This window comes from Clostridium muellerianum (assembly GCF_012926525.1).
In the GTDB taxonomy this organism is placed as follows: domain Bacteria; phylum Bacillota; class Clostridia; order Clostridiales; family Clostridiaceae; genus Clostridium_AM; species Clostridium_AM muellerianum.
On sequence record NZ_JABBNI010000022.1, the window covers coordinates 63,090 to 77,864 of the forward strand.

Here is a 14,775-nt window from a genome sequence, read left to right on the forward strand (position 1 = left end):
TTACAAGTTTCCTCCATAAATGCTTAAATAAACTTCTAGATATTCTTTATAAGTATTACGAGAAGTTTTTGAATATTTAAGAAATCCATCTTCTATATTTAATTCTATCTTGCCTGTTTCATTTAAATATTCCACATAGGACTTCAACATTCTTTCTATTGCCTTATATCTATGTACACTTTTTACACTAATGTTGAAATTTTTAATAACAGTCTTAAAAATTTCTTCTATAGTCATTGAACTATCTATAATAGAATATATCTTTTTAGCCATGTTTTCGTAGAATTTTATGTTATCATCTATAAGATTTGTAATGTCATCATATGTTCCTTTATGTGCTAATACATATTTACTGCATTTTAAATTATGAAGATTTTCTTTACTTTTCAAATCCGATCTTAATATATAAGTATAAGGTATTTTAATCTCATTCATAACTTCATGACTTATAATAGCATCGCCTAAATATGCAACATCATCAGGCGTAATAATGCATATATGCGAAGGACTGTGTCCTGGTGTATGCATTATTTGAAAATTGATACCACATATTCTTACGCTATTTATATCATTAGAAATCTTAATATCCGTTTCACAAATCATACTTGAAAAATGTTCTTTTATATCAATTAATGTTTGATTACTATAATAAACCTTTAAATTTACTATGGAACTACATATAAACGCTTCATGAGCTGACATAGAAATAACACAATTATACTTTTCCTTAAAATACGCATTGTTACCAACATGATCTATATGTGCATGACTGCATATTATACCTGCTACCTTAAAATTGTTATTTTGAAGAAGCTCATCTATTCCTTCTCTTTCTCCTTGTGCCCGTCCAGAATCTAACATAATAATTTCTTCATCATTAATTTTATAAAAGGGTATATATGTCATTCCAGTATCAATACAAAATGTATTTCCTTTAACCTTCTTTATTTCCATAGATTATATTTAGTGAAAGAGTGTACAATTACACTAAAGCACTAAATGCTCACTTCCTTCCTTTGTATTTAACGTACATACACCGAATATGCTAATTACATAAATAATTAGTGGCCTATTCATTGTGTAACTGATATAAAAATTATACACCACTTGTTTATTATTACTCAATCAATATTTTTTTAATTTATAATCTACCAACATTTATATATCTTTTCTATCAATTATAGCACACGCTAATATTAAAAATAATACTCCACAGCATATCATAATAATAGATTGATTCACAGTATATCCTCCACTATAAAATCCAGTATTAGCTATATAAAAAGGCAAACTTTTTATAACATGCTTTACAGCTTCACTTCTACCAGATCCTAAAGCATTGTTTAAAAGTGCTAATATCAAGTCAAAATACAGCACATAACCGATAATTCCAGTAAGTAAAAAATTAGAACTAAAAACTGAAACTAACAATTCAAAAGTGCCTAAAGTAACTGCAAAGATAATAAATGCATATAAATTATTAAGCAACATTTTTGAATCAAAAGTATTGCAGGCAATTGATAAAATTTCATAGAATATAAAGCATACTATAGCTGCAATTATAAAGCTGCTCAATTTGGAAAGCATTATTTCTATTCTGCTGAATATACCTGTAAATATCATCTTATCTGTTTTGTTTGAAAATTCCTGTGTTAATGAAAAGCTAAAAATAACTAAAAGTATATATGATATTATCTTCAGCATCATTTTAGGCATTGCTTGCACTTCACCTTTTGCACAAATTAAAAACAAAATAAAAGCTGCAACAAATAAAGAAATTATTAAATTGTTAAAAAAACCTTTTTTTCTTATATCCAATGTAATAAGCTTTAAAACTCGTTCCAAAATAATCACCTTCCTTTATGTTAGTTAATTTCTCTTTTGTTAATAATGAATGTAGACAAAATACAAAATATCAATGCCCAAATTATATTTATTAGTATTGATTGCATACTAAAGCATCCTTGCATTAATGCTATTGTATTATAAAATGGTGTTTTCATATAAGTAGAAAATTTACTTATTAATTCTGGATGAGTTACAATTAAAACTGTAATGGCTGAACTAACAAAGTTTACCAAGCTAAGTATTACTATAAAAAATAAAATGAATTTGCTTTCATTAAATATTATAGAAACTATTAAAAGCATAAGAGCTCCCATAGAAAATGCTATAATAATATAAGTGATAAATAGTTGTAGATGATTAAATGCTAAAAAGCCATTTATTCCTATCTTCTTATACAAAATAAGTGATGCTAATATATTATTCACTTCAACCATTATAGCGAAAATAACTCCCCATATAATTAAACCTATTGATTTTGAAATCATTATTTCCGTTCTACTAAAAACCCCTGTAAAAACAGTTTTAATGCAATTAGATTTTATATCATTTCTTAAAATTGAAACTGCTGCATACAATATCATTACATACAGAAAACGTCCAAATTCAAAATCATAATCCATAAGTCCATATAATTTAGGACGTACAAAACAAATCCATAACATTGAGTAAGCAAAAGCTGCAATTATTCCTAACAAAAATTCTTTTGAATATGCTGTATTTTTAACATTAAGCCAGGACATTTTTAATAGCTTATGCATTCTTTTCCACCCCCATAGTTTTTAAGTATTTTTCTTCTAAGCTTTCTTTTATTTCATATACACCTCTAAGTGGTATATTTTCTTTGCCTATACTTGAAACTAAATTTTCTAGTTCATTAAGCTTTAATTGAGCTTCAAGTTTATCTTCACTTAGTACTTTGTACTCCAAATTTTTACCATTAAAAAATTTCTTTAATTCTTCTAATTTACTTGTTACAAAAGCAACAAGTGCAGTATCTTTCTCATTTTTCTTTAAGCTTTCAACCTTAATTATTTTTCCCTGCTGTATAAATGCAACCTTGTCACACATTAACTCTATTTCAGAAAGAATATGGCTGGATATAAGCACTGTTGTATGCTTTTCCTTTGCTATATACTTTATAAACTCTCTAAGCTGAGGTACTATAGCAGGATCTAGTCCATTAGTTGGCTCATCTAATATTAATATAGGTGGATATGATAAAACTGCTTGAGCTATTCCAATTCTTTGTTTCATTCCTAAAGAATAATTCTTTGCTTTTTTATTTACATAACTTTCAATACCTAATCTTTTAACTATTTCATTAATTTCTCCTTTATCTTTAAGACCTGATATTTCAGAGAAAAATAATAAGTTTTCATACCCTGTTAATTCTGGATAAAAACCAGGTGTTTCTATTACACAACCTATCTGTTTTGTATCATGTCTTTTATTATTTTTTATATTTTCATCATTTATATAAACATCTCCATCATACTTTTTAATGAGCTTAGTAATAATTTTCATAAGTGTGGTCTTTCCCGCACCATTAGGTCCTATAAGTCCAATAACTTCTCCTTCTTCCAGTGACAAAGTAACATTATCAAGAACTGTTTGTTTTCCATAAACCTTAGTTACATTATTAATTTTTAAAACTTCCTTCATAAAAAATCTCCTCCAAAATCTATATTTAGACAAATGTATTAACTACTTTGTCTCCATCTCAACCAACCTGTTGATATCATTGTATAATTCGGCATATAAGAAAACTTAAAGAACTCCTTAAGAAAACCTTAAGTTTTAATATTAGGCACAAAAGATAGCTGCATTTCTGCAGCTATCTTTATACTTGTTCTTTAGATTTTTTAGAGTATACATCAAAAATCATTATGGATTTAAAAATACCTATTATAAATAGTACTATGGAAACTAATATAAGGAAAAGAGAAATATCTGGTGAAAAAATAATAAGAGCTTTCCATGTAGCACCAGTCATGGCAGGTCCTTTTAAGACTAAAGTAATTGGCAATATTATATTTATGATTAGAGTAAAAATTATGTTAAAAATAAATCTAATATTACTCTTTAAAATCCTCTTTTTAAAACTTCTAAGTCTTAAAGCTGATATTACCATCAAAACTGCTATAATAATATAAACCATGTCTATTATTAGTAAAATAGTACCTACATTTTGGGATGCAGAAGGTTTTTCATTAATTGCAATTTTTAGAGCACCTGGAGCAATCTCACCTGCAGTTATAAAACCTCCTACATCATCCATTTCAATTACTGCAACTTTTTCCTCAGGTCTAATAACAGCATGAGCATGGTAATTAGATGTTTCTCCTGTATGTTCAATGAGATCAATTTTACCTTTTTTAAAATTTACTCCCCATCCCATAGCATATTTAACTTCATCCGCATCTGTACCCATAGGAACAAGAGTTTTAACTGAAGGTGTTAGAAGAGTTTTAATCCCTTCAGAGGATAGTATGGATATATCTTTATATTTTCCATCACACATAATTGCAGACAAATAATGGCACATATCCTCTGTACAGCTTATTATATGTCCACTTGGTGCATTACCTTCGAAATAAGGTAAATCTGCTTTAATTGGAAAACCAAACCAGGTCCTATACCCAGCCGCAAGCTTATTTTGCATAGCTTCTTTTTTTGAAACATAACTGTGTTTCATTTCAAGTGGTATAAAAACATTCCTTTCTATATATTCTTTGTAGGACTGTCCCGAAACTACCTGTACAATTTCACCCAATATATTATAATTTGCATTTGAATATAGAAACTCCGTTCCCGGAGGATTTACAAGCTTTAAGTTATTTAACTTTTCTTTTACTACCTGTTCAATTGTAACATCAGCTTTTGCATCATTATCATAAAAAGGTGGTACACCACTATTTTGATTTAAAAGCTGCCTCACAGTTATTACTGCAGGCTGATTTTTGTAATAAGCTTTAAACCAAGGTAAATATTTATTCACAGGAGTATCCAGGTTAATTAACCCCTTTTCTTTAAGCTGCATTACTGCAAGGGCAGTAATTGATTTAGATACTGAACCAATTTCAAAAGGTGTCTGTCCTGTTACACTTTTTCCTGTATCCGCATTTCCATAACCTTTTATATAAACAATCTTATTATCTTTTACAATTCCTATTGAAAGTCCTTTTATATGAGCCTGCTTCATTTGATCTGTAACATAATTATCAATTTTGCCACTACTTATAGCAGCACAATTTAAAGGTAAAACACCAACTAAAATTAAACTCATTAGTAAACCTACAATAGTTTTTTTTATATATTTAATCATAATATAAAAACCTTGCTTTCTTAATATTTTTAGATATTTCTATTTACACATATAGGAGAATATTATCAATCTAATGTTCAATAAATTGGGTACATTTATAGTTTGTCTTCAACTATGCTTTAAACTATATACTTCTTTGCATTTCTAATCTGTATTATATTCATAAAAATTTCCTCCTTATATTATCTTGTAAGATTTCTTACAGTCTCTTAAATTTAACTTCAATTAGATTGTACTTGTATGGTATTAATCTAAATTTAAAATCATCTTAAATTCATCTTAAGTTTTCTGTGCCTAAACTATTTAAGTTCAACTCTTTACATAAACAAAAAGATAGCAAAACCTTATCAAAAAGTCTTACTATCTCTTCTCAATTCATTTTCTAACTAATTAATTGCCTTAGACTGCGATATATTATCTATAAATATCATTCCATCATAAGATTTTAAAGGAACTTGAGGTGCATAAGACCCAATAGGATTATATTTTGAATATTCAGCACCAATAACATGTATTAACTTTAAGTTTGATAACCACTGCTTTATACCTTTGTCTTGAGCTGCAGAATCAAAATCCATAAAGTATAAAGGTATATTTAAATTATGAAGATTATGAGCAAATGTAAAAGATGAAGAATTTTTTATAGTAAATTCCTTAATGTGCGCACTTTTACTATTGCTAATTGGGTATGCTCTAAAATTTCCTTTATAAAATTCCATTCCTATAACATACATGTCATTATTAAACATGTTTTTTAAATGTGATCCCATGGAAGTATAATTTGGCATTTCTTTAGTTACATGTCCATTATGTGCCCAAAGCATGATTTTATCATTTCCAAACTGTTTTTCATAATCTAAAATCCATTTAACATTTTCAGCCATATACTTATCTCTAGTATTAGTATACCCCATTCCAGCTTGAGACTTCACTTGCAAGCATTTATAGATATTGTTTAAATCTTGATAAACCATTTTATATTCACTATTAGAAGACTTTGAAATATACTGTTCTTTATTTTTATCAAAATCACTTAATAATTCCTTAATATTGTTTTTTACACTTGCTAATTTGTCTTTCCCAAGTGAAGATAAATTATCATCATTAAATTTGCTAAACACGCTTTCATATTTATTAATTGAATTACCATCCACTACTTTTAAATAATCTAAAACTTTTTCTTTTTCAATTTTTGTGGATTGAACATCAAAGCCATAAAATTTTATTTTTGTTTTATTATTATCATTTTTATTATAATTTCTCATCCACTCTATCATGCTGGATACTTCTTCAGTTTTCCATGTCCAGTATTTTAAAGCTTTAACGGCATCATTAGCATTTCCTTTTCCATAAAGTATATAATCATTAACTACCTGTGCATCTCCAAAACCTGCCTCCATAGCAAATAATCTATATCCCATTTTTGTCACTAAAAATTCTAACATACGATGTTTCATTTGAAAGAATTCTTTTGTACCATGTGTAGCTTCTCCTACAGATACAATTTTTTTATCTTTTAATACACTTTCAAGAGGTTTTAAATCTTCAAACCCACTTTCAGCTTTTACTGTTTTTAAAGGTATTACTTTATTTTTCAATACCTCAGCACGCTTCGATTCTGAAATTTTATTCATACCTAAAGTACCAGCTGCAATTAAAATTAAAACTCCAAATATACATATCAATACTTTCATTAATTTGCTTTTTATTTTCATAATTTTTCCTCCCCCATAAATTAACTTAATAGCTTAAGTTTATTCTATAAATTGGAACTAAAAAAACCTTAAAGAACTCCTTAAGAAAACCTTAAGTTTGTCCTTTAAGTTTATGACAGTTACTCATCCAACTAAGTATAATTTTTTATAATAAATTCTATTTCAGCATAGAATAATATATTATATCAAAAGAAAGGAGTAAAACTAATGGAACTAATTAAATTAGGAAGTACTGCGCCAAACTTTTCATTAGAAGATAATCATGATAAAATTATTAATTTATCAAATTATAGAGGTAAGAAAGTTTTGCTTTCCTGGCATCCACTTGCATGGACACCAGTTTGCACAGATCAAATGAGGTCTCTAGAAAATAACTGGGATAACCTTCAAAGTCTTAATACAATAGCATTTGGCCTTAGTGTTGATGCTCAACCTTGTAAAAAAGCATGGGCAACTGCTATTGTTCTTAATAATTTAAGTATTCTTTCAGATTTCTGGCCTCATGGAAAGGTTACACAGGATTATGGACTATTTATTCAAAATGACGGTATATCTGAAAGAGCCAACATTATAATAGATGAAAATGGCATTGTTAAATGGGTTAAAGTTTACCCTATGAGCCAACTGCCTGACATAAATGAGGTTTTTCAAGTACTCTCAAATATGTAGATAACTGCATTTTATAATTTTACTGATACATAAAAATACTCATGTTTACTTAATTTTATAAGCATGAGTATTTTCATTAACTTTGTTATTAGCATTTCGGGCTACTTTCCCGTTATTTACCAAAACTACCAATGCATCTTCTTATGCCATTTTATATCCCATTCCCCATATAGTTTCTATATATTCTTCTTTTGGATTAGCCTTTTGTAATTTGCTTCTCAAATTGCTCATATGGACATTTACTGTATTATCATCACCAAAATATTCTTCTCCCCACACGCTTTCAAACAAATTTGCCTTTGAAAATACCTTTTTAGGATGGGTTAAAAGCAGCTCAAGTATTTTAAATTCTCTTACAGTAAAAGTTATATTTTTACTATTTACACAAACTTCTTTAGTTTCCTTATTTAAAACTATGTCTTTATAAATTAAATTTTCATTTGCACTATTATTATTGTTAAATTTCACATATCTCCTTAAGTTTGAATAAACTCTTGCACACACTTCTTCTATATCAAAAGGTTTTGTAATATAATCATCTGCTCCTAAATTAAGCAATTCTATTTTATCCTTTTTATCAATTTTAGCTGAAATTACAATTACAGGCATTTCCTTAGTTTTTCTTATATTTTTAATCAATTCTTCTCCTGTAATTCCAGGAAGCATTAAATCCAATATTACCAGTTGAAAGTCTTTAGCTTCAGTATGCAGCATAGCTTCTGTACCAGAGTAAGCTTGTACTACATTGTATCCCTTTTTCTCCATCAGTCTTGCAAGTAAAGTATTTATACCATTATCATCTTCTACTATTAATATGTTAATATTTTCATTCATAGTTCAGCCCTCACATTACATAAAATATATGTAATATTATAACATAAATATTAGTTAATTTAACTGTTCTTATTTGTTTCATTATACCTTTCAGTTTTTATTTAAAATAAAATCCTCAAAAGTATTACAGCGCTACTTTTAAGGATATATGTTTTTTTCTTAACCTTTTATTTATCATGAAGTAATTTAATTTGATTAATTCCATTTAATATATGCATATAAGAATCCGCTTTCTTTTGTATATCTAATATCAAATCCTCAAGTTCTTCATTTTCTTTTTTAGATTTATTTACAATATTAGTTAAAGTAGATGCCATTTGTTGAATTCCACCTAAATTTTGTTCTTGAGAATCTTTTACTACTTCCACATGCTTGTATATCTTAGATTCCGAATTAATTATATTATCTAAAAGATCTTTAGAATTTTTTATGATGCTTTCAGTTTTTGATATAGTCTTCCCGCCTTCATTAGACTTGTTATTTATGAGCTCTATAGTTTCAGTCATTTCTTTCAAAGCTTCCATAATGTACTTTGTATTTTTTTGAGTATCTATGGACATTTTTTTTATTTCATTTGCAACCACAGAGAACCCTTTTCCAGCCTCACCAGCTCTTGCTGCTTCAATAGCAGCATTTAGTGATAATAAGTTAGTTTGATTGGCAATATTTGTAATTATGGATGCAAAACCTTCTATATTTTTATAATGAGATTGTAATTCCATAAATAACTTAAAAAATTCCTCAAAAACCTTTGAAACACCATTAACTTGATTTATTAAATCATAAAAATCATTTTTAGCACTATCGATTTCTTTTAATGAATCTTTTAAACTTACAAATACTTCATCTACAAGCTTTGTTGTTTTTTCACTATTTTGAGACAAAGAATCTAGATAATCATTTACCTTTTCAGTCTGATTAGTAGTATATTCTGTTCCTTCAAGCAATTCATTAAGTCCATATGTTATATTTCCTTCTTTCTTCAATAAATCCTGTATATTTTTATCAACTTCATTAGTTAACTCCTTAACTTCGCTTGCATATTTAAAGCATTGCAAAGAATTTTCTTGTCTCATATCTATAACTTCTTTATTTTCTTCACTTTTATCTCTTATATTCAATTTTAACATTATATTCCTCCCACTCTTATTTGACTAATAGCATTACCATAGTTTGATTTGAATGCATTTTATAAAATTGTTCACCATAGCTAACAAATCCAGTTGTATTGGAACATGCTTTAAGTATTTCTCTATCAATATCCTTCCAAATTCCTTCCTGTTGGAACTTTAAGCTTCTTAATATACAATTTATCACTATAACAAAACTCGGTTTAAATGGCAGTTTACTGGTTGTTTTTCTTACCTCTTCAATTGGGTCTACTGCTTTTAAAACTTGGACAAATGTATTTGGTACTAGCTGAGAATAAAAAGTTATAGATTTATCATTATTTACTTTCATAGGTGAAGCAATATATATATCTTCTTTATATATTTTTCCCAAAGGATTATTCATGAAAAATTTTGAAAGTTCTGATTCCTTAATTTCTAAAACTCTTGCATATTCTGTTGCAGCTGGTTTGTTATTAAATGTTTTTACAGTTCTACTGATAGTATCCGCTTCAGTTATCAGTAATTTATTTTTAGTTGGAGTATATATATTTTCTTTGATAAGGTAAGTTTTATGTTTTGAATTGAAAAATAGTATAGCACTATAAATTCTTCTATTTCCTACATAAATTAGTGTCTCGCTGAACTTAAGATTATCTCCAGCACTTCCACCTATTATTTTAAAAGAATCCTCCATAAAATAAAAAGTAGTTAATATAGTTTCTTCCATTCCTGATAATCCATCACAGAGCAAAAGTGCAAATGCATCTTTATTATGTTTAACTTTTCTATATCCTTCTTTTAGCTTTCCTAAACTTATTATAGGTGGGTATTCTATTTCAATTACTTCTCCTTCATTAGCATCATATTCAAAACCTGTTATCACATTATTTTTATACCCTTCATTGGTATATTCCCCTGATGTAGAACAAAGTACAGCACTATTTAATGATGCTGTAGAGAGTTTCTTTACCTTTTCAACATCAGCAAATATTACGAAAGCTTTTTCATTTTTTGTCCTAATATAGTTAACCGTTTCTTCAACATTAACAAAATTAACGGATTTCATGAAACATCCCCCCACTTTAATTGAAATTTTATTTAAAAAGTATTAATTAAAAATATCTATGTTAAAATCATAATAAAATCAATATATTACATCAATATGTACTAAATATATTATGTGCGATACAAAATTCAACAATATATATGTATATAATTAACTTAATATTTATTTATCAGTGCTTATTATTTTAATTATATTAAAATAGCTTCACCATTGCAATAAAATTCATACTATTTAGTTTAATTATAAAATAAAAAAATTAAGTCCAACTAAGATTTAAACACCATATAAATCTTAGTTGAACTTAAAATCATTATAAAATACTTTTTATTCACTATAATATGACGGCTTGCAAATAACCTCATGAATTTTAACATCAAATATGCTGCTAGCATGTGAAGGTGTTAAAACTAATGCAGTATCAGCACCGTGTGCTGAACCCCCTATTGCAATAATTGGCTCTCCAAAAGGTATTAATCCTGCATCTAAAGCCATTACTGCAACTTCAACACAAACTTTAGTACCCTGACCAAACATTCTTAAGGTTTGAGCAATTATTTCAACAGGATTAATTCCACCAAATGCCTTGCTAATTCCTCTTTCTGCACCACTCAATACATGAGTAGTTGTTAATACCTTAATTCCCATACTTTCAAGCTCTCTGCGACCTTCTTCTGTAAGCTCACTTTTCCCCGCTTCTGGATATCCATTGGCATGTGTTACACATACAATATTTAATCCTTTATCATTCTTCAAAAGTTTTGCTGTACCACCTTTAGAAGATGCTACAACAATATGTTTTATTCCTTTTTCTACTGCAGTTTTTGATACTAATTTAATAGTATTATCTGTATTTTCTTTTCCCTTATTATTAAAATACATAATTTTATACCTCTTTATGTTCTTTCTATTTTACCATTATGACAAAATTATCTTTTCTTGGAGCTGGTTTTGGTAGTTCACAATCTGGATAACCTAAAATACATGAACCCACTCCTATATAATCACCTTCAACTCCCCATTCTTTTAATAACTTTTTTCCTTCTTCACTCTCAAACATTTCTCTTGTACGATGTATCCAACAAGAACCAAGTCCAAGAGAATATGCTGCATTATACATGTTTCCTAAAGCAAGACTTGCATCTTCCACAGGTGTTACTTTAGTTTTATCTGCAAGCACAAGAATTACTGTAGGAGCACCATAATATGGGTCTATATTTTCCTTTCCCATAACAGCCGTATTTATTTTTGATATTTTTTTAATAACATCCTTATTTTGAATCACTATAAAAAGTGCAGACTGTTGATTTGCTCCACTTGGTGCATATTTGCCTGCTTCTAAAACAGCATTCAATTCTTCATCTTTAATTTGTTCTGATTTGTATTTTCGTATACTTCTTCTGTTTAATAAAGTTTTCATTGTTTCATTCATAATAACTTACCTCCTAGCTCATAAACTGAAACATATTAATATCACTATTTTTATGTATATTTTACTACTGTATTTAACTAGTTACAATGCTTATTATATTAATGATTTAACATATGCTTTGTGAATATTTTCACTAAATTAGACTGGAATCGATCTTTTTTAGTTATTAAGCAAATTTAATTGTAAACGTATTAGGAGTACAGCATCGGACAATCATGGATAAAATAAAAACTATATTGAATATTTTCTACTTTTAGTATATAAGCAATTTTAAAAAATTACAATCTATTTTATGAATCTATTATAGAAGCAAGGAGGTATTTTATTAATGGGAGACAAATGATTGTTAATAAAAAGAGCTGAAAAAGAACTTATTGCAAAAGCAAAAAAAGATGGTGTAGAAACTGTCTGGGATAAAAAAGCTGAAATAAAAACACCTTGTGGTTTTGGTTCAGCAGGTGTATGTTGCAGCAACTGTACTATGGGACCTTGCCGCGTGGGTCCTGTTCCTGGAAAAGGGACAGCTAGAGGTATTTGTAGAGCTACAGCTGACGTTATAGCTGCAAAAAATTTCGCAAGAATGTGTGGAGCTGGTTCAGCAGCCCATTCTGATCACGGTAGATCACTATGTTTTCATTTAGAAAATTCATCAAGAGATGGACAAATAAATATAAAAGATAAAAAGAAACTTATGTCTGTTGCTGAGAAATACAATGTTGCTACTGAAGGAAGAGACATTTATGATATAGCTCATAATATAGCTGCAGCTACATTAAATGAGTTTGGTAAGCCTCATGGAAACTTAATTTTCTCCAAAGCTTTACCTAAAAAAAAGGAGAGAAGTTTGGGACAAACTTGGTGTAACTCCAAGAGCAATTGACAAAGATATAGTTAGCATAATGCACTCAACTCATATTGGATGTTCAGGAGATGCAAAAAATCTTTTTAGTATGGCAATGAGGGCATCACTTGGAGATGGATGGGGTGGTTCTTATATAGCAACTGAAATTAGTGATATTTTATTGAAAACTCCATCACCAGTACAAACTGAAGCTAATCTAGGTGTATTAGAAACTAATCAAGTTAACATTATATTACATGGTCACGAGCCATCACTTTCAGAATCAATCGTTGTAGCTTCTGAAGATCCTGAACTTATTGCTCTTGCAAAAGCTCAAGGGGCAGAAGGAATAAATGTCTGTGGTATGTGTTGTACAGGAAATGAAATAGCAGTGAGACATGGTATTAAAATGGCAGGAAACTTCCTACAACAAGAGCTTGCAGTAATAACAGGTGCAGTTGAAGCTTTAATAGTTGATGTTCAATGTATAATGCCGTCACTTGCAAAGCTTTCAAAATCTTATCATACTAAATTTATAACAACTTCACCAAAAGCTCATATAACAGATTCAACATATATTGAATTTGAAGAGGACAGACCATATGACTCTGCAAAAGAAATAGTAAGAGAAGCTATATTAAACTATAAAAATAGAAATAGAGATAATGTTTTAATTCCTAATGAAAAATGTGAAGCCTTGGTTGGATTTAGCACAGAGGCTATAGTAGACAGGCTCGATAAAGTCGTTAATTCTCAGATAGACCCTATGCAAACAGTTAAACCTCTTGCAGATGTTATAGTATCTGGTACTATAAGAGGTGCTGCTGCCTTTGTTGGTTGTAATAATCCCAAAGTTGCACATGATACATGTCACGTAGAAATGATGAAATATCTAATTGCTCATGATGTAATAATAATTGTTACAGGTTGTGCAGCTCATGCAGCAGCTAAAGCTGGTTTATTATTACCGGAAGCAAAGGAGCTCGCTGGTCCTGGACTTAAGACTGTATGTAACTTATTAGGTATTCCACCAATTCTTCATCAGGGCTCATGTGTTGATATAAGCCGTAACTTACAACTTGCTGGAGAACTTGCAAATCATTTAGGTTTAGATATAAGTGACTTACCAGTAGTCGGTGCAGCTCCAGAGTGGATGTCGGAAAAGGCTGTAGCTATAGGAACTTATGTAGTAGGTAGTGGTATAGACGCATGGCTAGGAGTTGTTCCTCCTGTAACAGGTTCCCCTTTTGCTATGGATTACTTATTAAATAAGATGGAAGAAGACTTTGGTGCTAAATTCTATGTAGAAACTGATCCTCAAAAAGCAGCAATACAGATTCTTGAAAGAATAGAAGCAAAACGTAAAAAACTAAACATCTAAAAATTTTAAAGCAAGCATTTTTCAATGCTTGCTTTAATTTCATCAACTGTACTTACAATTTTAACTTATAATATTTAGATTAAATTTGCTAAGCTTTTATCTAAATAAAATTCTTCAGCTTTTTATATAAAATAAAAAAAGACTGTATAGTTTACAGTCTTTAATAATTCATATAAAGTTGGCTCCGCGAAAAGGATTCGAACCTTCAACCTATCGGTTAACAGCCGAGTGCTCCACCATTGAGCTATCGCGGAACGTATTACCTGGCAACTACCTACTCTTCCACAGGGCCTCCCCTGCAGTACCATCGGCACTATAAAGCTTAACCATCGTGTTCGGAATGGGAACGGGTGTTACCTTTACGTCATTACCACCAGATTCTTATTTAGTTGTTTAAAAAGCACGGGATAATTCTTAATGTCACTACTGTGACTAAATTACCCGGCAATTGTCATTTAGACATTTGCCCTCTCAAAATTGCACAGTGAATTTATTTGGTCAAGCCCTCGACCTATTAGTATCAGTCAGCTGAACATGTTACCATGCTTACACCTC

14 protein-coding genes, 1 tRNA gene and 1 rRNA gene are annotated in these 14,775 nt (G+C 29.2%); 3 read left to right on the forward strand and 13 right to left on the reverse strand.

What is annotated here, in order from left to right; all coding sequences use genetic code 11:
* The 6 genes from HBE96_RS12345 to HBE96_RS12370 all read right to left on the reverse strand — a co-directional run bounded on the left by HBE96_RS12345 (nt 1) and on the right by HBE96_RS12370 (nt 6,888).
* Nucleotides 1-954, reverse strand: a complete 954-nt coding sequence (locus HBE96_RS12345) for an MBL fold metallo-hydrolase (RefSeq protein ID WP_169298058.1) — start codon at nt 952-954, stop codon at nt 1-3.
* A 204-nt stretch (nt 955-1,158) separates the two neighbouring features.
* Nucleotides 1,159-1,845: an ABC transporter permease gene (locus HBE96_RS12350; protein WP_169298059.1), complete on the reverse strand. Its 687-nt coding sequence runs from the start codon at nt 1,843-1,845 to the stop codon at nt 1,159-1,161.
* Nucleotides 1,846-1,865: 20 nt separating this feature from the next.
* Nucleotides 1,866-2,606: a hypothetical protein gene (locus HBE96_RS12355; protein WP_169298060.1), complete on the reverse strand. Its 741-nt coding sequence runs from the start codon at nt 2,604-2,606 to the stop codon at nt 1,866-1,868.
* Nucleotides 2,599-3,510, reverse strand: coding sequence for an ABC transporter ATP-binding protein (locus HBE96_RS12360; RefSeq protein WP_169298061.1), 912 nt, complete (start codon nt 3,508-3,510; stop codon nt 2,599-2,601). The genes HBE96_RS12355 and HBE96_RS12360 overlap by 8 nt, the downstream gene beginning before the upstream one ends.
* 178 nt (nt 3,511-3,688) lie before the next feature.
* A complete protein-coding gene (locus HBE96_RS12365) occupies nt 3,689-5,134 on the reverse strand; it encodes a serine hydrolase domain-containing protein (RefSeq protein WP_169298062.1) in 1,446 nt (481 codons plus the stop codon).
* A 425-nt stretch (nt 5,135-5,559) separates the two neighbouring features.
* Nucleotides 5,560-6,888: an erythromycin esterase family protein gene (locus tag HBE96_RS12370; protein ID WP_169298063.1), complete on the reverse strand. Its 1,329-nt coding sequence runs from the start codon at nt 6,886-6,888 to the stop codon at nt 5,560-5,562.
* A 207-nt stretch (nt 6,889-7,095) separates the two neighbouring features.
* Between HBE96_RS12370 and HBE96_RS12375 the strand changes: the two genes are divergently transcribed.
* Nucleotides 7,096-7,557: a redoxin domain-containing protein gene (locus HBE96_RS12375; RefSeq protein ID WP_169298064.1), complete on the forward strand. Its 462-nt coding sequence runs from the start codon at nt 7,096-7,098 to the stop codon at nt 7,555-7,557.
* A 141-nt stretch (nt 7,558-7,698) separates the two neighbouring features.
* Here HBE96_RS12375 and HBE96_RS12380 read toward each other — a convergent pair whose 3' ends face one another.
* From HBE96_RS12380 to HBE96_RS12400, 5 genes are all read right to left on the reverse strand, one after another.
* Entirely contained in the window at nt 7,699-8,391 is a 693-nt protein-coding gene (locus HBE96_RS12380; RefSeq protein ID WP_169298065.1) for a response regulator transcription factor, read from the reverse strand.
* 167 nt (nt 8,392-8,558) lie between these two features.
* Entirely contained in the window at nt 8,559-9,521 is a 963-nt protein-coding gene (locus tag HBE96_RS12385) for a methyl-accepting chemotaxis protein (protein ID WP_169298066.1), read from the reverse strand.
* A gap of 16 nt (nt 9,522-9,537) precedes the next feature.
* On the reverse strand, nt 9,538-10,569 hold the full coding sequence (locus tag HBE96_RS12390) for an FIST signal transduction protein (RefSeq protein WP_169298067.1): 1,032 nt from the start codon (nt 10,567-10,569) through the stop codon (nt 9,538-9,540).
* A 324-nt stretch (nt 10,570-10,893) separates the two neighbouring features.
* Entirely contained in the window at nt 10,894-11,448 is a 555-nt protein-coding gene (locus HBE96_RS12395) for a pyruvate kinase alpha/beta domain-containing protein (RefSeq protein ID WP_169298068.1), read from the reverse strand.
* Between the two features lie 25 nt (nt 11,449-11,473).
* Complete coding sequence (locus HBE96_RS12400) at nt 11,474-11,998, reverse strand: nitroreductase family protein (RefSeq protein WP_169298069.1); 525 nt, start codon at nt 11,996-11,998, stop codon at nt 11,474-11,476.
* Nucleotides 11,999-12,341: 343 nt separating this feature from the next.
* Between HBE96_RS12400 and HBE96_RS26850 the strand changes: the two genes are divergently transcribed.
* Both HBE96_RS26850 and HBE96_RS12405 read left to right on the forward strand, forming a co-directional pair.
* Complete coding sequence (locus HBE96_RS26850) at nt 12,342-12,878, forward strand: hypothetical protein (RefSeq protein WP_342590180.1); 537 nt, start codon at nt 12,342-12,344, stop codon at nt 12,876-12,878.
* Complete coding sequence (locus HBE96_RS12405) at nt 12,874-14,220, forward strand: carbon monoxide dehydrogenase (RefSeq protein WP_342590181.1); 1,347 nt, start codon at nt 12,874-12,876, stop codon at nt 14,218-14,220. The genes HBE96_RS26850 and HBE96_RS12405 overlap by 5 nt, the downstream gene beginning before the upstream one ends.
* A 179-nt stretch (nt 14,221-14,399) precedes the next feature.
* Here the strand turns inward: HBE96_RS12405 and HBE96_RS12410 are convergent.
* Nucleotides 14,400-14,474 (reverse strand) — tRNA-Asn (locus HBE96_RS12410).
* Nucleotides 14,475-14,481: 7 nt separating this feature from the next.
* Nucleotides 14,482-14,598, reverse strand: a 5S ribosomal RNA gene (gene rrf / locus HBE96_RS12415).
* Between the last annotated feature and the right edge of the window lie 177 nt (nt 14,599-14,775).

Bases quoted from the DNA above. Each gene is read 5' to 3' on its own strand.
- HBE96_RS12400 (WP_169298069.1), bottom strand. From the start codon at position 11,998: ATGAATGAAACAATGAAAACTTTATTAAACAGAAGAAGTATACGAAAA.
- HBE96_RS12385 (WP_169298066.1), bottom strand. From the start codon at position 9,521: ATGTTAAAATTGAATATAAGAGATAAAAGTGAAGAAAATAAAGAAGTT.
- HBE96_RS12395 (WP_169298068.1), bottom strand. From the start codon at position 11,448: ATGTATTTTAATAATAAGGGAAAAGAAAATACAGATAATACTATTAAA.
- HBE96_RS12370 (WP_169298063.1), bottom strand. From the start codon at position 6,888: ATGAAAATAAAAAGCAAATTAATGAAAGTATTGATATGTATATTTGGA.
- HBE96_RS12375 (WP_169298064.1), top strand. From the start codon at position 7,096: ATGGAACTAATTAAATTAGGAAGTACTGCGCCAAACTTTTCATTAGAA.
- HBE96_RS12355 (WP_169298060.1), bottom strand. From the start codon at position 2,606: ATGCATAAGCTATTAAAAATGTCCTGGCTTAATGTTAAAAATACAGCA.
- HBE96_RS12390 (WP_169298067.1), bottom strand. From the start codon at position 10,569: ATGAAATCCGTTAATTTTGTTAATGTTGAAGAAACGGTTAACTATATT.
- HBE96_RS12380 (WP_169298065.1), bottom strand. From the start codon at position 8,391: ATGAATGAAAATATTAACATATTAATAGTAGAAGATGATAATGGTATA.
- HBE96_RS12345 (WP_169298058.1), bottom strand. From the start codon at position 954: ATGGAAATAAAGAAGGTTAAAGGAAATACATTTTGTATTGATACTGGA.
- HBE96_RS12360 (WP_169298061.1), bottom strand. From the start codon at position 3,510: ATGAAGGAAGTTTTAAAAATTAATAATGTAACTAAGGTTTATGGAAAA.
- HBE96_RS12365 (WP_169298062.1), bottom strand. From the start codon at position 5,134: ATGAGTTTAATTTTAGTTGGTGTTTTACCTTTAAATTGTGCTGCTATA.